Raw genomic sequence first — 17,813 nt, forward strand, 5'->3', positions numbered from 1 at the left:
AAAATCAACGCACTCTAAAACCGGAAGGGCCGCTTTGCGTATGAGGGCTACTTCCTCAGTCACGGCAGAAAGCGCGCACCGCGCTCCCCACACGTGAGAAAATCGAGCCTTCCTCTACAGCGGAGCAACAGTCTTACAAAGCGTCTCCTACAAGACACAGACAGCACAAGCATAACTGGAGCCGCTGCAGGGACAATAGGCCTGTCACCTTGGACCAACACACTGATATATGACCTATCGACCGCGCCCGCATCCGCCTCTTTCGGAGTCATATACCTTGGGCTCTTCCCCACGGCAATAGCATTCACCGCATGGGGATATATTTTATTGTTGCGACCGGCTATTTGGTAGCAGCGTCGTGACTTTCCGGTAGCGCTTCAGTGAGTATCCGGTAGCAGCTCACAGCGCTCAGGGTGATACTTCCGGTAGCCGCACCACCCGGGTGCGGCTCGTACTGGAAGGAGTCTGCTCATGACGGATTACCGTGCGGTGATGACGCTGCTGATTCAGCAGCGTTCTTACCGCCAGATTGAACACCAGCTCGGGTGCTCGCACCGCGCGATTTCACGAGCAAGCCAAGCACTGCGAAACCTTGGTCTGACCACCGTTGAACAGGTCGCGGCGCTGACGAATGACGAGTTGGACGAGATATTCGTAGATAGACGCAGTAGCGGGCAAGGCGAGTTCGTCCCGATTGACTTTGACGCGGTCGTTAAAGCACGCACAGGGCGGGTGAAGCTCACACTGCAAGTATTGTGGGCTCGCTACACCACAACGCCGGCCCAGCCGGGCCAGCGTCATTACAGCTACGACCGTTTCCGCCAATTGGTTGCCTGCCATGTCGACGCGGCCGGGCTTACCGCCCGGATCACCCATGCACCAGGGCATACGATGCAGGTGGACTGGGCTGGGACTAAGATGCGCCTGTACGACCCTGCGGGCACACCGGGTGCGAAAGTCAGTGTTTTCGTCGCTTCGCTGCCATATTCAGGGATGCTCTTTGCATGTACGTGTGTTGACCAGCGGCAACAGTCCTGGCTTGATGCTCACCGTCAAGCGTTTGACTACTTCGGTGGGGTCTGCCAGGTTGTTGTCCCAGATAACGCGTCGACGGCGTCGAATGCGATCAGCACTGCCGATAGGAATCGGAAGGTCAACGACACCTACCAGCAGTTCTTGGAGCACTACAACACAGCAGCACTTCCCACACGCGCGCGTCGTCCGAAGGATAAAGCAAATGTGGAAGCTGCGGTAAAGATCGTCACACACAAAGTCATCCACGCGGTTAATAGCCACCAGTGTGTTGATTTGGACGAGCTCAACGAAAAGATTGTGGGCGTCGTCGACGCAATCAACGCCTCCGTGCCGTTTCGCAGCCAGCAGTCAAGCCGCAGGGATCTCTTTGAAGAGTACGAACAGCATCTGCTTGCGGATCTGCCGGCAACCCCGTGGCAACACACCGAGTGGAAACGGGCAAAAGTGGCCCCGGATTTCCATGTCACGGTTGCAACAGTGCGCTACTCCGTTCCGCACCAGCTTGTTGGCCGCACTGTCGATGTGCGCATCACCGGCCAGATGTTGACCGTCTTTGACCAAGGGGCAACCGTGGCAACCCACCGGGTTTCACATAAGCGTGGGGCCTATGTCACTGACTACGAGCACATTCCATCTGGGATGGACTCCACCCGTGGACTGTGGACAAGCGACTACTTTTACCGCGAAGCCAGCAAAGTTGGCCCGGCAACACGCAAGGTCATCGAAGAACTCATTACGGCGAAAGCCATCCCGGCCCAGGCATACCAGTCCTGCCGAAACGTGCTGTCAATGGGCAAACATGCCAACAAACCAATCCTGGAAGAAGCATGCCAACGCCTGACCGCCAACGACGGCAGTCGGCGGGCAGTGTCATATACCGCAGTCAAAAACATGATGACCGCTGTCCGCAAGGAACACGCAACCCGACCACGCGGGTTTGACCAGCCCCCGCGCAGCACCACCACCAACCAACCCGCCCGACCTGTAGCCGCTGACCGGGACACCACCGGCGCGTTCCTTGGCGGTGCAGACCAGTTCAGCATGGACAACCTCGCTAAGAAAGGAAACTAAAACCCATGTCCTCACCAACCCCGCCAACAGATCGCTTCCTTGACGAATCCGTCCTGGCCGACTTCACCGCACTGCGGATGACTGCCTTCGGCAAAAGCGTCATCGATATCGCCAACGATCCCGCATTCGACGCATGGACGTTTTCCCAAAAGGTGCTCTACGCACTCGATAAAGAAGTCGCAGCCAGGCGTGAACGACGCATCAACAAACTGCTAAAAGCATCCCGATCGCCAAACCTTGATGCTTGCCTTGAAAACGTGGTCTGCACGCCTGACCGCAACATCAACCCCGAGCAAGTCAGCAGACTCGCCCACGGACAATGGTGCCACCTAGGTCAAAACATTGTCATCCTGGGCAAGTCCTCAGTCGGTAAAACATACCTCGCCCAAGCACTCATCACCGCAGCATGCCGCAACGACTACTCCGCACGGTTCTACCGCACCGACATGCTCGCCGCCGAACTAGCAGTCCTCCAACCCGATAACCCCACACGGCTGAAGTTCATCCAGCAGCTCCACGACGTCGACGTCCTGGTCCTCGATGACTTCCTGACCACACCTGTGGATGCCGCGACCGCGCACCAACTTCTCAACATCCTCGCCGGGCGAGAAGGCAAAGTCTCAACGATAGTGACCTCACAATTCACCCCACTGGAGTGGTACAAGTCCATCCCCGACGCCGTGATCTCCGAGTCAATCCTCAACCGACTCGTCTCCGGCGCCGAGATCATCACATTGGAAGGACCAAACATGCGCCTGACCACCAACGCATAACAACCGACAAAGCCTGAGTGAGATACCGCTACCAGGTACTCACTCAGGCGCTACCAGATACTCACCACGCCGCTACCATTTCGGTCTTCTTAGCATTTTATCGCGCACGAGCGCTGGGAAACAGCAGCCACGACGCACCTTGTCGCTGTGGTCGTTTTGCTCATGCCAGCATTAATCCTCGGGGAAGTGAAGTGATACTGCGCTACTAACTGCGCCGTCTTAAACGAGGTCTGTGTTTTCCTGATCCCGTCGTGTGCCAAATATAGCCACCAGCGTTAACCGTGCCGAGCAACTTGTGGTTGTGGATACCGGCTAGCACCTTGGTGACAATGCGCTCAGTGGCCACAATCTGATAAGGGCGCATAATCCGCAACACTATGGCCGAAATATTTTGCGTACCTCAACCTCTAAGTCGTGCTCACCTGAATTCTCATGAGTGACATGTAAACCTGCTCTCACACCCTTGGTAGATCACACAGAATCGTCATGGTAAAGACCCTCAATGTGAAGTGGGAAGATTGTAGACCGGCTAAGATGCCCGCACTACGCTGCGGCTTCACCAGTGGTAAGAGGCCCTCGCCCGCCTTGAAGGCGCTCTGAACCTCCAAAGCCCTTACTCCACCACCCTGCGAGTGAAGCGAAAGCCATCGTTACTTACTTTTCTCCAATCATAAGATCCACGAGAGCTCCTAGATTGTTAGCGCACCTCTTACCGTTTTCAGCAGGCCTGTTACGACGGCATCCCAGTACCCATCTTCGGTTTCTACGATTCAGGATTTGTGGTCCCACTATGTCGTTTCGCAAGTTCATTAGCTAGATCAGCAGTGATTTTTACTGCTTCCGGGGGATCGGTGACCCAGATGTGGTCCCCAAACTGAAGCAATTGCCTTACCCCCTGAATATCCGCATATCCCACCACGATACGGACAAAGTTTTCGTCCACGGGTTCATAATGGATAAGCCGTGATCCCAAAATACGAGATGCCATATCAAGCCGAGTCGCTCGAAGAAGTGCGGTGATTCGAACTGGCATGTCTTCTTCTAATTGCTCAACGAGCTGCGCCCACACCCTTGCCAAACTTTGCCCTGGACGAAGCTGAGCAGCTTGACCTAAAACGCGAAAGGTTTCTAAACGCGAGACTGCCAACATCCTTGGTTCCCCATCGATATCAACGACCAAGTACCAACTTCTACCCTTGTGTACAAGCCCATAAGGATCAGCCACAGCACGTTGTTGCTTCTTGTCCCCGCTTCGGCGATAGGACACCTCAATTCGAGCTTCTTTCCGTACAGCCTCTAGCAACTCTTCTAAGTCGTTTTGGGTTTCATTGCTAAACCAGCCACTGGAATCAAGTAGGACCTTTTCTTCCAAATTATGAGTATCGGACGCTTTAGAGAATGAGACTGCGTTCATTTTCTTCTGCAGCAGGGCGATGTCTTGGCCAAACCCCAAGTGTGCGAGTGAATCTGCCCCGACGCCAAGAATCCTCATCAGCTGAATCTCAGTCGGATCCAATCGAGAAGCGTTCAATCGAGCGCGCCTATCGAGCACAATCCCACCATGCATACCTTGCTCCGTATAAACAGGTATTCCTGCGGCCGAGAGTGCATCAACGTCACGCAGTATTGTGCGCTGGGAAACCTCAAAATGCGAAGCCAGCTCGGCAGCCGTAGCACGGCCTCGGGTTTGCAATAGCAAGAGCATAGACAACAGGCGCGCCGATCTCATGCCGTAATTATCGCTGGAACCACAATATTTTCCGGAATATGACACTCCTTGTCAGGTTTGTTTGCTCGAATGCACTGCGTCCACGTAAACAACACCACTCACCGAAAGGAGAATGGCAATGCCAACCCCCAATCTTTTCCTAACCTATGTCTCCGATACAGAGATCTCGACTGCCTTCTACAGCGACTTATTCGATATGCAGCCATCGTTCATCAGTCCTCGATATGTAGCATTCGAAATTTCAAAGGATGTCCTGTTTGCTGTGTGGACCGGCCATAACACCCACATGGAGAAACAAACACCGCGAACGAGCGAAATAGGTTTGATGCTGGATGGACCGGCAAGCCGCATCGATGAGACATACCGTCTATGGAAATCAAAAGGAGTCCAAATTGTGCAGCCACCCTACGATGATGTCTTCGGCCGCACCTTCGTTGTTGCCGACCCTGATGGAAACCTTATCCGCGTCAGCCCAGTCGATTAACTCCTAGATCAGGATTCAACGACTAGGAAATCCTCCAACGCCCCGGGAACCACCTCAGTTGGAGGATTCCAAGTGCCCCTAAGTAGGATCTCAAGTCAAGGATGGTTTAGGCACACCAGCTTTCCCGTACAACGAACCCCTAAAACTGCTTGGCCTATGGGCGCAGCAGAGATCCACCGAAAGTAATGGCCCGGCCCCAAATCGAACTACGAGATCGAGATCATGCAATAAAACTATTATCCTCTCGACCCTGCCAACCAAACCTAAGCAAACATCAAGCCTCGGACTGACTGCCTACACAATAAACCGAAACTCAAAAGAAGGGTGTCAGATCAAGATGACTTGTTGACACCATCGAAAACAAAATTCGAAAGACGTGTCGACCGGCGCGGGCGGGATTTAGGATGTAAATCCCCACACTTGCAATCCTCGACCGCCAAAGTTCAGAAAAAGAAAGAAACCGGAGGTCACGAACCCTTTCGAGTTTGTTACCTCCGGTGTCGCAGTTTGTTCAACTGCTCAGCGTGCCCGGGGCGGGACTTGAACCCGCACGTCCTATAAGGACACTGGCACCTGAAGCCAGCGCGTCTGCCAATTCCGCCACCCGGGCAGGGTATTGATGTCTTGGCGACTAGCTAACTTTAGCACGCAGCCCCAGCGAATCTACAAATCCGCTGGCAAACCTGAACTTTCCAGGGAACTTTGCCGCGCGCGTCTACGTTAAGTCAAGGAAAGCACCCTATACTGATCGCTGCTATATCTCTCCCTGAAAACATCCCGAAAGGAGGACGGCCCTTCCAATGGCATTGCTAGATAAGCTCGCCAAGCTGGATTCTTCCCTGCAACGCGGACTGGACAACGGCATGGCCTTTGTCTTCGGCGGCAAGGTCGTCCCCGCTGAGATTGAGGAGCTTCTCAAGCAGGAGGCGCAGGACAATTTGTCCCGCGGTGATGATGGCAAGCTGTATAGCCCCAACGTCATGACCGTCGGCGTATCCTCCAAAGATATCGAGAACCTCTCCCAAGACCGGGGTGTTCCCAAGGATCTAGCTGATCAGCTCACCCGCTTCATCCGTAACAGTGGCTGGTCCCTCGCCGGGCCGGTCATCGTACGCATCGCGGAGGAGTCGGGACTGCGGACTGGGCAGTTGCGCGTGTCCTCCTTTTTGGATCACGAGCCCACCGAAGAAACCGGATTTGATGCGATTTTCCACCACGACCATGGTCAGGAGGACTCTATGACCCAGCCGCACAACGCCGATGAGGCCGCAACCACCGCCTTTATGGCGCCCACCCCGAACCAGCCGGCGCCGCAGGGCCCAGCGGTAACACTCATGCTGCAGGACGGCTCCTCCCGCGTCTACCACGTGCAGGAGGGCTCCAACATCCTGGGCCGCAGCAATGACGCGGACCTGCGCCTGCCCGATACCGGTGTATCCCGCCAGCACGCGGAGATCACCTGGAACGGCCAGGACGCCGTGCTGGTGGACCTGCAATCCACGAACGGCACCACCGTGAACGACACCCCGATTGAGAACTGGCTGCTTGCCGACGGCGACGTGATCACCCTCGGCCACTCCCACATCGAGGTGCGCATCACCGGCCTTGAGAACCAAGGCTACTAAGCCGCCTCAGCAACTTTTCCAGATTTTTTAGCGTAAGGACTTTCCATGGATTCGATCGTGCTGCTCTCGCTGCGCATCGGCCTGCTGGTGTTGCTGTGGCTGTTCATCTTGGCCGCACTCAACGCCATGCGTCGCGATGCCAATAAGGCCGCCGGCGTCTACCAGGCATCGGCCCCGGTGAAGGGGGCCCAGAGGCGTCGCGAAGCGCCGCGTGAGATCACCATCGTGGACGGGCCGCTGCGCGGTTCCCACATGGAGCTAGGCACTCTTGAGGACTGTACGATGGGCCGCGCACAGGACTGTGACTTTGTCACTGGTGATGATTTCTCCTCCGGTCACCACGCCCGTTTGTTCCGCCGGGGCAGCGAGTGGTTCGTGGAGGACCTCGAATCCCGCAACGGCACCTTCGTTGGTGGCGTTCGCATTGACCAGCCAGAACGAGTCGGAGTCGGCTCCGATATCAAACTTGGCCGAACGACCGTGAGGTTGATGGCATGACTTTAAGCCTGACTTTTACTGCAGTGACGGACCGCGGACTGGTCCGCGAAAACAACGAGGACTCCGCCCACGCGGGCCCGCACCTGCTGATGTTGGCCGACGGCATGGGAGGCCACGCAGCCGGCGAGGTTGCTTCCACCACCATGGTGGAGCACATGGCCTCCCTCGAGCGCGATCCAGGCGATAATGACATGCTGGCGCTCCTTGGGGCCGCAGCAGAGGACGCCAATGCGGCGATCCGCGAGCACGTGGACGAGCACCCGGAGACCGAGGGCATGGGCACCACGCTAACCGCCCTGCTCTTTAACGGATCCGAATTCGGCGTGTGCCACGTGGGTGATTCCCGCGGCTACCGGCTACGCGAGGGCAAGCTGACCCAGATCACCAAGGATGACACCTACGTGCAGTCCCTCGTCGATGAGGGCAAGCTCGATCCGGCAGATGTCTCCTCCCACCCGCAGAAGTCACTGATCCTCAAGGCCTATACCGGCCGGCCCGTGGAGCCGACGCTCTTTACGCTCGATGCTGAACCGGGCGACCGCCTCCTGCTGTGTTCGGACGGCCTGTCGGATCCGGTGACGGCCTCTACCATCGAGCAAGCTCTGAAGCAGGGCACGGTCGAAGAGGCCGCCACCACCCTGCGGGATCTAGCGCTGCGCTCCGGCGGCCCGGACAACGTCACCATCGTGGTGGCGGAGGTCGTGGACGGTGAGGGCGATGACGTAGCCCCAATCACCGTCGGTGCCGTCCAAGGCGTCGTCCCGGAACCAACGCACCCCGATTCTTCCGCGAGCCGCGCCGCGAAGCTAATCTCGCCCCCAAAAGCGCAGGCCGCTGAGGAGAAGCCCCAGGACGAACCACAGCGGCGGCCACAGCGAAGCCGGATTGGGTGGAAGGTCATTGCGTGCCTTGCCATCATCATCGTGCTGGTCATCAGCGGCGGCCTCTGGATGAAAAGTTACCTGGGCAGCAACTACTACGTGACCGCCGATGAAGAAGGCGTCCTCACCATCCAAGAAGGCGCGGACTATGAGATCTTCGGCCGCCCGCTACACCACACGTATCAGAATGCGTGCCTAAACAAGGACAATGCGCTCAAGCTGGGGCACGGCGCCTGCGACGGTGATTTCGCACCGTTCGCGCTGAAGGATTTGCCCGAATCCGAACGCGCTGCCGTGGGCAACCTGCCCTCCGGCTCCTATGACGAGGTGCAAACACAGCTTTCGCAGCTCTCGGACAAGGCGCTCAAGCCCTGCCCGAAGGCGTCGAAGGACGAGAAAAACAAAGATGCCAAGAGCGAATCCAAAGGAAACTGCCGGGAGGTGAAGTAGATGAGTAAGTTCTTTTCCCGCGGCACCGAGTTCGGCCTGCTCGTGCTCGCCACCGTGGTCTTCGCCATCACCCTGGTCAGCCTCGAGTTGTCGCAGGGCAACGTGCTGACCCTCGATGTCCTCTACCTCATCGGTGGATTCATCGGCGTCTTCGCCGTCGCTCACTTGGTGCTCTGCTTCCTCGCGCCCTACGCGGATCAGCTCATGCTTCCCATCGTCGCGGTGCTCAACGGCACCGGGCTCATTCTGTTGAAGCGCCTCGACCTGGCGAATGGCGGCGGGCTGGCGGTGCGACAGGTGATGTGGACCATCGTCGGCCTCATCCTCTTCGCGCTGGTGCTCATTCTCCTACGCGATCACCGCTCACTGACCAGGTACTCCTATATCTTGGGCGCGCTCGGCCTGATCCTTCTCGCCTTGCCCCTCGTGTGGCCGCAACCGCCGGGCGTGGACGCTCGCATCTGGCTGTGGCTGGGGCCATTTTCTATCCAGCCGGGCGAGTTCTCCAAGATCTTGCTGATCCTGTTCTTCGCCATGCTGCTTACCCAGAAGCGCTCGCTGTTCACGGTGGCCGGCTACAAGTTCCTCGGCATTTCTCTGCCACGCCTGCGAGATCTGGCTCCCATCCTGGTGATCTGGGGCATCGCGATTATCATCATGGGCATTTCCAATGACTTCGGTCCCGCCCTGCTGCTGTTTAGCACCGTGCTCGGCATGCTCTTTATGGCTACCAACCGCGTGAGCTGGTTGCTCATCGGCGTCATCCTCGTGGGGGTCGGTGGCTTCAGCATCTACCAGGTTTCGGACAAGATCCAGCAGCGCTTCTCCAACTTCTTGGATCCGTTGGGCAATTATGACTCCACCGGCTACCAGCTTTCCCAAGCTCTGTTCGGTATGTCCTCCGGCGGCATTACCGGATCCGGCTTGGGCCAGGGCCACCCGGACATGGTTCCGGTAGCGCACTCGGACTTCATCCTGGCCGGGATTGGTGAGGAATTCGGCCTCATCGGCCTCGCCGCCGTGCTCATTCTCTTTGCCATGCTGGTCTCGCGCGGATTCCGTACCGCGCTGACCTGCCGCGATACCTATGGCAAACTGGTCGCCTCTGGCCTCGCGCTCACCTTGGCCGTGCAAGTCTTCGTCGTCACCGGCGGCATCTCCGCGCTGCTGCCCATGACTGGTCTGACCACGCCTTTCATGTCCGCGGGTGGTTCTTCGCTCATGGCCAATTACATGCTGCTGGCCATCCTTCTGAGAATCTCCAATGCGGCGCGCCGCCCGGCGCGCGAGCAGACCTCGAACGCGCCCACTGACACGTCCCTATTCCCAGCCGTCCAGGAGGCAAGCCGATGAACAGATCGATCCGCCTCGTTTCCCTCTTTGCCCTCATCCTTACCGCCGTGCTCCTGGTGAACCTCACCGTGATCCAGGCGTTCTCCGACGACAAATACGCCCATAACCCCAAGAACGTTCGCGGTTTCTTGGAGATGCGCACGACCCCGCGCGGCCAGATTTTCGCTGGCGACACGGTTTTAGCGCAGTCCACTGCCGACGCCGAGGGAAACTACTCCCGCTCCTACCCTGCCGATTCCCCCGCCTTCGCCAACATCACCGGCTACCTTTCGGAGCGCTTCGGCGCCTCCCAGCTGGAGGCATCCCAGAATGACATCCTCAACGGCAAGGATGATTCGCTGCTGGCGCGCAATTGGCTCGACACGCTCTCCGGAAAACCCCAGATGGGAGCGAACGTCGAGGTCACCATCGATCCCGCACTGCAGCAAGCCGCCTACGACCAGCTAGCCGGGCCCGGCTATAACGGCGCAGCCGTGGCCATCCAGCCCTCGACGGGCAAGATTCTGGCCATGGCCTCCACCCCTAGTTTCAACGTCTCCGACCTGCTCGGTGACAACGCCAGCGAACGGTGGGAACAGTTGCAGAATCAAGAAGGCACGCCGCTGGTTAACCACGCTGCGCAGGACACCCTGCCCCCGGGCTCGATTTTTAAGATCATCACCACCGCCGCCGGCCTCAATAACGGTTTCAACCCGAACTCCACGTTGACCGGCGCCGCCTCCATCACGCTGCCCGATTCCGTCACGGAGCTGACCAACGACGGCAACCGAGCCTGCGGCGGCGCAGAGAGCGTCACCCTACATACGGCCTTCGCGCTGTCCTGCAACACGGCTTTTGCGCAGATGTCAGAGAGCATCGGCGCCGATGAGTTGCGCAAGTATGCGGAGGGCTTCGGCGTGGGTGAGAAGTACTCGCTCGGTGTGGAGACTTCCGCTGGTGCGCTGGGCGAGCTTGGCGACGGCGCCCAAGTCGCCCAATCCTCCATCGGCCAGCGCGACGTGACCATGTCCGCCCTGCAGGCGGCTATCATGGCCGGGACCATCGCTAACCAGGGCAAGCGCATGGAGCCTTACCTGATCAACCGCATCACCGATGCCCAGATGAATGAGCTGCGCTCCACCCAGCCACGCCAGGCTGCCGAAGCCGTCAGCGAAGAGACGGCCAACACCATCAAGGACCTCATGTTTGCCTCCGAGCACAGCACCTATGGCTATGACGGGAACGGTTTCGCCTCGAAAACCGGTACCGCCGAGCACGGCGAGGGCCTTGCCCCGCACGCGTGGTACGTGGCTTTCGATCCGGACAAGGACATCGCGGTAGGCGTCGTGGTCAAGGACGGCGGGCACCTAGGCCAGAATGCCTACGGCGGCCAAGTCTCCGCGCCCATCGGCCGCGCCATCCTGCGCGCATACGGAGGTGAGCAGTAGTGAACAGCGCTGATAATAAGGAACACCTACAAGCACTCATCGGCGAGGACTACCAGCTGCAGTGGATAGTCGGCCACGGCGGCATGTCCACGGTGTGGCTGGCGGACGACGTCCGCAATGACCGCGAGGTCGCCCTCAAGGTCCTGCGCCCAGAGTTCTCCGATAACAACGAGTTCCTCTCGCGCTTCCGCAACGAGGCCAAGGCCGCAGAATCCATCGATTCCGAAAACGTCGTAGCTACGTACGACTACCGGGAGCTCGAGGATAACGGCCGCATCTTCTGCTACATGGCCTTGGAGTACATTCGCGGAGAATCCCTGGCGGATCTCTTAGCCCGCGAAGGCGCACTGCCGGAAACGCTGGCCCTCGACGTCATGGAGCAGGCCTCCCACGGCCTCTCCGTGATCCACCACATGGGCCTCGTGCACCGCGATATCAAGCCCGGCAACCTCATGATTACCCAAAATGGGCAAGTCAAGATCACCGATTTTGGTATCGCCAAGGCCGCCGCCGCGGTGCCGCTGACCCGCACGGGAATGGTCGTCGGCACCGCCCAATACGTCTCCCCCGAGCAAGCCCAGGGATATGAAGTCGGCCCGACCTCTGACGTCTATTCGCTCGGCGTCGTGGGCTATGAAATGCTGGCTGGTAAGCGCCCCTTCAGCGGCGATTCCTCGGTATCGGTGGCGCTGGCGCACATCAGTCAGGCGCCGGAGCCCTTGTCGACGTCGATTAGCGCGCCCACCCGTGAACTGATCGGCATGGCCCTGCGCAAGGACCCGGGCACCCGCTTCGCCGACGGCAACGAGTTCACCAACGCGATTGCTGCCGTGCGCCAAGGCCAGCGCCCGCCTCAGCCGAAGTCCGCGGCGCTCGCGCCTATCGCAGCCGAACCCTCGCCTTCCGCCTCCACGGAGATGCTGGCCAACATGGCGCACCCCACCACGGTGCGTCCGGCCGTTTCCACACCGCAGTCTGAAGAGCGCCCTGCCAAGCAGGGGGGCTTCGGCACTGGGCTGCTCATCGCCGTGGCCATCGCCGCCCTCGTGGCTATTGGCTTCATGGCCTATAGGCTGTGGGGTAACACCTCTCCAACTCCGCCGCCTCCGCCCACCGAGGTCATCGTGACCGAAACGGTAGAGCCAGAGACGACGGTGGAAGAGGAACCGGAAAGCCCCGAGACCGTCGAGATCACCACCGTGGAAGAGGAACCTACTCAAGTCACCGTCACAACGACGCACTCTGTCATCCCTTCCCCTTCCGTGACCACACACCACACGACCCATGAGGAACTGCCCACCCTCCCCGTGGAGGAGACGCAGCCACAGGTCAATGACAGCCCAACGCTCGAGCCCGAACTAGACTCACAGAACAACCCCACCGAAGAATCCGCACTACAGGGAGGCCAGTAACCCACCATGGTCAGTGATCGGTACCACCTCCGCCAGTCCATCGGCACCGGCGGTATGTCCGAGGTCTACGAGGCCGAGGACACCGTCTTGGGGCGCACCGTTGCCATCAAGATGCTGCGCCCCGACATGGCGCGCGATGTTAATTTCCGTGAGCGCTTCCGCCGCGAGGCCCAGAACTCCGGCAAGCTCAACCACCCGAACATCGTCGCTGTCTTCGACACGGGTGAAAAAGACATCGACGGCCTGATGGTGCCCTACATCGTCATGGAATACGTGCAGGGGCGCACCCTGCGCGACATTGTCCGTGAGGATGGCCCCATGCCGGTGGAAGAAGCCGCGCGCGTGCTGAAGCCGGTAGCGGATGCCCTTCAGTCTTCCCACGAGGCAGGCATCATCCACCGCGACATCAAGCCGGCCAACATCATGCTCACCAACACCGGCCAGGTGAAGGTCATGGACTTCGGCATCGCCCGCGCGCTGGATGATTCCACGTCCGCGATGACGCAGACCTCCGCCGTCATCGGCACCGCGCAGTATCTTTCCCCGGAACAAGCGCGGGGCAAGCCTGCCGACGCCCGCTCCGACGTCTACGCCCTGGGCTGCGTCATGTATGAAACGGTCACCGGGCGCACTCCCTTTGAAGGTGAGACACCGTTTGCGGTGGCCTATCAGCACGTGCAAGAGGAACCAACACCGCCGTCGGACTTCATCACTGCGGACCTCACGGAACGGCAGCGACTCGGCGTTGACGCCGTTGTGCTCACGGCGATGGCCAAGCACCCAGCGGACCGCTACCAGTCCGCGTGGGAGATGGGCGATGACCTCGAACGCTTATCCCAGGGCCAGCTGCCCGAAGCGGCGCGCTCTCACGTCAACGACGAGGATCACCCCACCACGATGGTGGCACCCGTGTCCGCGCAACACCGCGCGCCGGTGGCCTCCACCCGCCCCTCCGACGATGAGGAATCTGGATCCGGTCTCAAGTGGCTGGCGGCGTTGCTCGCCGCCTCCCTCGTGGCCATCATTGGCTATTTTGCCTGGGATTTCTGGGACAGCTCCCGCCAGGAGGCCCGCGAGCGCGAACAGGCGCAGCACGAGGCGGCCAAACGCTCTGGCATGGTCACGATCCCGAAGGTGGCCAACCGCCCACGCAATGAAGTGGTGGCGGAGCTGGAGAAGCTTGGCTTGTTGGTAACCGTCAACGAAGAGCCCAGCCCCGATGTGCCGCGTGGCAAGGTTATCCGGGTCAACCCGGCGGAAGGTTCGGAGCTGCAGAAGAATTCGTCAGTCACGTTGACTGTGTCTTCCGGCAAGGAAGTCACCGAGGTCCCAGACCTCACCGGCATGAAGCTGGATGAAGCCACCACTGCGCTGGAGGAAGCCGGCCTGGAGCTGAATAGCGACGTGGAGCAGGTGAATGATGAAGCCCCCGCGGGCGAGATCATTTCCCAGAACCCAGCGGGCGGCGCGCAGCTGTCCAAGGGTTCGAAGGTCCGCATAACGGTGTCCAAGGGCCAGAAGGAAGTCAGCGTTCCGGACGTCAGCGGCATGGACCGCGATCGCGCGGTTGAGATGCTGTCCTCCATGGACTTTGATGTCACCGTGAATTCGGTGGATTCTGAGCTGCCGGAAAACCAGGTGCTCAAGGTCGTCGAGAAGGGCCAAAAGCTTCCGAAGGGCAGCCCTGTTACGCTGGAGGTCTCTAACGCGATGCTCATCCAGGCACCGGAGCTTGTGCACTCCACGCAGCAGGAAGCTGAATCCGCGCTGCGCGCCAAGGGCTGGTCCGGCTCCTTGGAGGTAGGCGAGCGCATCCCGACGTCGAACCCGATCGACAGCAACAAGATTGGGTGGGCGTCGGCAAGCCGCGGCGATGTCATCCGCAAGGATCAGACCATCCAGGTCCGTTTCTGGGAGTTTGACCCGGCAGCGTTGCTGCCGCAGTAGCTCTCAGTACCGCAGCTGCTAAGGTATCCCACAGATTAACCACCCCTATTCTTCGTGAAGGTGTAATAATGCCAAAGTCCAAGATCACGACGGAGGGCTCCGCACTCCCGCAGTCCTCCAGCTCTGCTACTAACCGCACCCCGGTCAAGATCAACTCTGAGGGCACCCCGAAGTGGTACATCGCCATCATGCTGGGCCTCATGCTCATCGGCCTGCTCTGGCTCGTGGTGAACTACCTGGCGGGCGAGTCCATTCCGTTCATGCAGGCACTGGGGCCGTGGAACTACGGCATCGGCTTCGGCTTGGCCATCATCGGTCTCCTGATGACGATGGGTTGGCGTTAGCTTTCAGCGCCGCCGATGAACTCCTCGAAGTTCTATAGCATCGCCGGCGTCGGCTGCATCATTTTGGTGATGCTCACCGTCACGGTGGATAAAAACTTCCTCACCCCCGGCGCACTCGTCCTCGCTGGCCTCGGCGTCACCCTGACGCCGCTGGCCGTCCGCTACCCACGCGTGGCGGCCTGCGGGTACGGTGCGCTTTTTGCGCTGGCGATGTGGTTTTCCGATTGGCGGTCATTCCTGCTCCTGGCGTGGAGCCCCGTCATCGTCGGCATCGTGGCGTTTCGCACGCGCTGGCTGTGGGCGGTTCCCCCAGCGGTGGCGTACACCTACATCGTCACGACGGATCCTTCGATAAACTATCTGCCTGTTTTCGATCCGTTAAGCCTGTCGATACCGCTCGTCTTGTATGCGGTGGCCATCGTCATTGGGGCCGTACTGCGCAGGACCTGGGACCAGCGTCTTGCCGCTGAGCAACGCGCCGCAGAAGAGCGCGAGGCGCTTATGACAGCCCTCCATGATTCGGTAGCCGCGACCTTAACCTCCGTGGTTATGCGTTCTGAGACCCTAGCGCTGACCCAAACGGATCCCTCAGCGGCCGACTCCGCAGAGGCAATTGCTGACGACGCCCGCCGCGCCATGGGCGAGGTGCGCGATCTATTGCGCGTGATGAAGAACGAAAGCGTGACGAAGGGGGTCAAGTCCTTGGAGGAAGACCTCGACACTATGGTCAGCTTCCTGAGCAGTCATGGTTTTCAGTGCGAACCGCAGATAACAGTGGGCAAGAATGGCCAGCTTGCACTGCCGGAAAAGCTATCGCTCGTGTTCTCTGAGCTCGCCATCAACATCCTCAAGTACGCTCGCCCTGAATCCCGTGTAAGCATCGAGGCAACAAGCACCTCCAAGACCATCGACGTGGTGATCACTTCCGTGATTGCGGCTCAGCAATCACGCCAATACATGACGACGAATCTGGGCTTGGGTGAAATCGCCCGCCGCGTTCGTCGAATGCACGGCAGCTTCGGCAGCGGCAAAGAAGGCGAGCACTGGGTCACACGCCTTTCTCTTCCCACCGCCAGCCTCAGAAAAATATAGTAAGCTTTCCCGGTAGTCCGCCGTTTCTTAAATTTAAAAAGGTTTGACATGCGTACTTCCCTCGCCGTTGCCGCCGCAGCACTCGCGCTGTTTTCCGCACCAATCGCCAGCGCCGCTGAGGCTCCTGCTGACACCACCGTTGACACCGCTACTGAGAACACTGAGTCCACCGGATTCACCTTCTACAAGTCTTTCGCGGGCGAATTCGCTGACCACTTCCGTTGCTCCAACAGCCCCCAGCTCTGGTGGTGCGGCTAAACTGTTCCCATGAGCATTCGGGTTTTCCTCGTTGATGATGATGAGCTCGTTCGCTCGACGCTCCGCGTCTACTTCCAGACCACCGAGGACATCACGGTGGTCGGTGAGGCAACTAACGGCGCCGATTGCTTAGCCCAGCTTGAAGAAGCCAAGCCGGACCTCGTCCTCGCCGATATTCACATGCCGCACATGGACGGCATTACGCTGCTCAAGCACCTTAACTCCGCGCCAAATCCACCGACGTTTTTGGCCGTCACCGCCTTCGACTCGGATGACACGATGCTGAAGATCCTGCGGGCGGGCGGCGCGGGCTATATCTTGAAGAACCAGCGCCCGCGCTCCATCATCGAAGCGGTCCGCGCCGCCGTGGAGGGCGGCACCGTCGTGGCACCCGCCGCCATGCACCGTTTGGTGGACTACATTGGGGAACCCGCCACCCCACGCGATCCCGTCGCCGCCGCCATTGAGAGCCACGAGCTTCACGACGCCGAAATTGCCGTCCTCAAACTCCTCCTCGCCGGCAACTCCAATTCTGAGATCGCTGCCGCCACCCACTATTCCGAATCCGCCGTGAAGAAGCATGTCTCACGCCTCATCACCATCTTCGGCGCCAGCACGCGCCTGAACCTGGTGGCCAAGATTCTGGGCGGCGCTGGCTCTTAGGCCCGACTCAACTCTGCTCGATTAACGGGCTTCTCCCCCAAATGGCGGAGGCAAAAGATTGCCTGCTTAGGCGATGTTTCTCATGCCCCTGATCAATATCGTCAGAGGTATGAACACCGTATTCACTGCTCGAGACATCACCGTCTCCTTCGCCGGACATGAGGTTGTCCACGGCGCGAACCTCACGGCATCGCCCGGACGGATCATCGCTTTGCTTGGTCCAAACGGCGCCGGCAAATCCACCACGCTCCGGGCTGCCCTCGGCTTGGTGAAAGCCACCGGAACGAAGCACATCAATGGCACCATCGGGCTGCTCCTCGACGATGGCGGCCTCGTTACCAGTCTCACTGGGCGTCAGCATCTTCAAGCAATGGCGAGGCTATATGGCGTCGATAAGTATCGAGTGCAAGAGGTTTTAGAGCTTGTCGATATGTCGCACCGCTGCGACCGGCAGCTCAAAACTTACTCGTTAGGCATGAAACGGCGTATAGCGCTAGCGGGAGCTCTGTTACAAGATCCCGACATCATCATCTTGGACGAACCGTCCTCTGGTCTTGATCCTGACGGCATTCGTTGGCTGGGCGAAGTCTTGTGTGCGGAAGCTTCCCGTGGGAAGGCAATTATCATGGCAACCCATCATCTGGCTGAAGCGGCCGCAATCGCCCACGACGTAGTCATCATTTCTCGTGGTCACACCACATTCACAGGCGTTCTCAGTGAAATCCCTGACCTTGAAGCCACCTACTTCGCCCACGCTACGAAAGGCTAGAC

At 59.2% G+C, this 17,813-nt stretch carries 17 protein-coding genes and 1 tRNA gene; 15 read left to right on the plus strand and 3 right to left on the minus strand.

The window, feature by feature from the left end; translation table 11 throughout:
- Positions 1–471 precede the first annotated feature (471 nt).
- Both istA and HMPREF2760_RS01110 read left to right on the plus strand, forming a co-directional pair.
- Positions 472–2,106, plus strand: a complete 1,635-nt coding sequence (gene istA, locus HMPREF2760_RS01105) for an IS21 family transposase (RefSeq protein ID WP_070596395.1) — start codon at positions 472–474, stop codon at positions 2,104–2,106.
- A gap of 5 nt (positions 2,107–2,111) precedes the next feature.
- On the plus strand, positions 2,112–2,879 hold the full coding sequence (locus tag HMPREF2760_RS01110) for an ATP-binding protein (protein WP_070596397.1): 768 nt from the start codon (positions 2,112–2,114) through the stop codon (positions 2,877–2,879).
- A gap of 205 nt (positions 2,880–3,084) precedes the next feature.
- On the opposite strand, the gene HMPREF2760_RS13185 is transcribed toward HMPREF2760_RS01110, so the two are convergent.
- Both HMPREF2760_RS13185 and HMPREF2760_RS01115 read right to left on the minus strand, forming a co-directional pair.
- Positions 3,085–3,243: a hypothetical protein gene (locus HMPREF2760_RS13185; protein ID WP_158014593.1), complete on the minus strand. Its 159-nt coding sequence runs from the start codon at positions 3,241–3,243 to the stop codon at positions 3,085–3,087.
- Positions 3,244–3,642: 399 nt separating this feature from the next.
- Positions 3,643–4,653, minus strand: a complete 1,011-nt coding sequence (locus HMPREF2760_RS01115; RefSeq protein WP_198530986.1) for a helix-turn-helix transcriptional regulator — start codon at positions 4,651–4,653, stop codon at positions 3,643–3,645.
- Between the two features lie 73 nt (positions 4,654–4,726).
- Here HMPREF2760_RS01115 and HMPREF2760_RS01120 point away from each other — a divergent pair, with 73 nt between their 5' ends.
- Complete coding sequence (locus HMPREF2760_RS01120) at positions 4,727–5,092, plus strand: VOC family protein (protein ID WP_070524765.1); 366 nt, start codon at positions 4,727–4,729, stop codon at positions 5,090–5,092.
- Positions 5,093–5,617: 525 nt separating this feature from the next.
- Here HMPREF2760_RS01120 and HMPREF2760_RS01125 read toward each other — a convergent pair.
- A tRNA-Leu gene (locus HMPREF2760_RS01125) sits at positions 5,618–5,702 on the minus strand.
- A 190-nt stretch (positions 5,703–5,892) separates the two neighbouring features.
- Here HMPREF2760_RS01125 and HMPREF2760_RS01130 point away from each other — a divergent pair.
- The 12 genes from HMPREF2760_RS01130 (at position 5,893) to HMPREF2760_RS01185 (ending at position 17,811) form a co-directional block, all read left to right on the plus strand.
- Positions 5,893–6,717 (plus strand): DUF3662 and FHA domain-containing protein, encoded by an 825-nt coding sequence (locus HMPREF2760_RS01130; protein WP_070444456.1) that lies wholly within the window; start codon positions 5,893–5,895, stop codon positions 6,715–6,717.
- A 45-nt stretch (positions 6,718–6,762) separates the two neighbouring features.
- Positions 6,763–7,215 carry an FHA domain-containing protein FhaB/FipA gene (locus HMPREF2760_RS01135; protein WP_070523232.1) on the plus strand — a complete coding sequence of 151 codons (453 nt, stop codon included), beginning with the start codon at positions 6,763–6,765 and terminating at the stop codon, positions 7,213–7,215.
- Positions 7,212–8,546: a PP2C family protein-serine/threonine phosphatase gene (locus HMPREF2760_RS01140; RefSeq protein ID WP_070523235.1), complete on the plus strand. Its 1,335-nt coding sequence runs from the start codon at positions 7,212–7,214 to the stop codon at positions 8,544–8,546. Before HMPREF2760_RS01135 ends, HMPREF2760_RS01140 begins: the two co-directional genes overlap by 4 nt.
- A complete protein-coding gene (locus tag HMPREF2760_RS01145) occupies positions 8,547–9,899 on the plus strand; it encodes an FtsW/RodA/SpoVE family cell cycle protein (RefSeq protein ID WP_070533538.1) in 1,353 nt (450 codons plus the stop codon).
- Complete coding sequence (locus HMPREF2760_RS01150) at positions 9,896–11,326, plus strand: penicillin-binding transpeptidase domain-containing protein (protein ID WP_070533540.1); 1,431 nt, start codon at positions 9,896–9,898, stop codon at positions 11,324–11,326. Before HMPREF2760_RS01145 ends, HMPREF2760_RS01150 begins: the two co-directional genes overlap by 4 nt.
- The gene (locus HMPREF2760_RS01155; protein ID WP_070533542.1) at positions 11,326–12,738 is read left to right on the plus strand and encodes a serine/threonine-protein kinase; all 1,413 of its coding nucleotides are present in this window, start codon (positions 11,326–11,328) and stop codon (positions 12,736–12,738) included. The genes HMPREF2760_RS01150 and HMPREF2760_RS01155 overlap by 1 nt, the downstream gene beginning before the upstream one ends.
- Positions 12,739–12,744: 6 nt before the next feature.
- Positions 12,745–14,685 (plus strand): Stk1 family PASTA domain-containing Ser/Thr kinase, encoded by a 1,941-nt coding sequence (gene pknB, locus HMPREF2760_RS01160; RefSeq protein ID WP_070533544.1) that lies wholly within the window; start codon positions 12,745–12,747, stop codon positions 14,683–14,685.
- Between the two features lie 68 nt (positions 14,686–14,753).
- Positions 14,754–15,029, plus strand: a complete 276-nt coding sequence (crgA, locus tag HMPREF2760_RS01165) for a cell division protein CrgA (RefSeq protein ID WP_070533546.1) — start codon at positions 14,754–14,756, stop codon at positions 15,027–15,029.
- A gap of 15 nt (positions 15,030–15,044) precedes the next feature.
- Positions 15,045–16,121: a sensor histidine kinase gene (locus HMPREF2760_RS01170; protein ID WP_070533547.1), complete on the plus strand. Its 1,077-nt coding sequence runs from the start codon at positions 15,045–15,047 to the stop codon at positions 16,119–16,121.
- A gap of 48 nt (positions 16,122–16,169) precedes the next feature.
- Complete coding sequence (locus HMPREF2760_RS01175) at positions 16,170–16,379, plus strand: hypothetical protein (RefSeq protein ID WP_070533549.1); 210 nt, start codon at positions 16,170–16,172, stop codon at positions 16,377–16,379.
- 9 nt (positions 16,380–16,388) lie between these two features.
- Complete coding sequence (locus HMPREF2760_RS01180) at positions 16,389–17,042, plus strand: response regulator transcription factor (RefSeq protein WP_070523264.1); 654 nt, start codon at positions 16,389–16,391, stop codon at positions 17,040–17,042.
- 109 nt (positions 17,043–17,151) lie between these two features.
- A complete protein-coding gene (locus HMPREF2760_RS01185; RefSeq protein ID WP_070533753.1) occupies positions 17,152–17,811 on the plus strand; it encodes an ABC transporter ATP-binding protein in 660 nt (219 codons plus the stop codon).
- Positions 17,812–17,813 lie beyond the last annotated feature (2 nt).

Origin of the sequence: Corynebacterium sp. HMSC065D07 (assembly GCF_001810695.1) — a bacterium.
Lineage (GTDB): Bacteria > Actinomycetota > Actinomycetes > Mycobacteriales > Mycobacteriaceae > Corynebacterium > Corynebacterium hesseae.

Coding starts and splice junctions, on each gene's coding strand:
- istA (WP_070596395.1), top strand. CDS start 472: ATGACGGATTACCGTGCGGTGATGACGCTGCTGATTCAGCAGCGTTCT.
- HMPREF2760_RS01110 (WP_070596397.1), top strand. CDS start 2,112: ATGTCCTCACCAACCCCGCCAACAGATCGCTTCCTTGACGAATCCGTC.
- HMPREF2760_RS01120 (WP_070524765.1), top strand. CDS start 4,727: ATGCCAACCCCCAATCTTTTCCTAACCTATGTCTCCGATACAGAGATC.
- HMPREF2760_RS01180 (WP_070523264.1), top strand. CDS start 16,389: ATGAGCATTCGGGTTTTCCTCGTTGATGATGATGAGCTCGTTCGCTCG.
- HMPREF2760_RS01140 (WP_070523235.1), top strand. CDS start 7,212: ATGACTTTAAGCCTGACTTTTACTGCAGTGACGGACCGCGGACTGGTC.
- HMPREF2760_RS01145 (WP_070533538.1), top strand. CDS start 8,547: ATGAGTAAGTTCTTTTCCCGCGGCACCGAGTTCGGCCTGCTCGTGCTC.
- HMPREF2760_RS01135 (WP_070523232.1), top strand. CDS start 6,763: ATGGATTCGATCGTGCTGCTCTCGCTGCGCATCGGCCTGCTGGTGTTG.
- crgA (WP_070533546.1), top strand. CDS start 14,754: ATGCCAAAGTCCAAGATCACGACGGAGGGCTCCGCACTCCCGCAGTCC.
- HMPREF2760_RS01150 (WP_070533540.1), top strand. CDS start 9,896: ATGAACAGATCGATCCGCCTCGTTTCCCTCTTTGCCCTCATCCTTACC.
- HMPREF2760_RS01130 (WP_070444456.1), top strand. CDS start 5,893: ATGGCATTGCTAGATAAGCTCGCCAAGCTGGATTCTTCCCTGCAACGC.
- HMPREF2760_RS01175 (WP_070533549.1), top strand. CDS start 16,170: ATGCGTACTTCCCTCGCCGTTGCCGCCGCAGCACTCGCGCTGTTTTCC.
- HMPREF2760_RS13185 (WP_158014593.1), bottom strand. CDS start 3,243: ATGCGCCCTTATCAGATTGTGGCCACTGAGCGCATTGTCACCAAGGTG.
- HMPREF2760_RS01185 (WP_070533753.1), top strand. CDS start 17,152: ATGAACACCGTATTCACTGCTCGAGACATCACCGTCTCCTTCGCCGGA.
- HMPREF2760_RS01170 (WP_070533547.1), top strand. CDS start 15,045: ATGAACTCCTCGAAGTTCTATAGCATCGCCGGCGTCGGCTGCATCATT.
- pknB (WP_070533544.1), top strand. CDS start 12,745: ATGGTCAGTGATCGGTACCACCTCCGCCAGTCCATCGGCACCGGCGGT.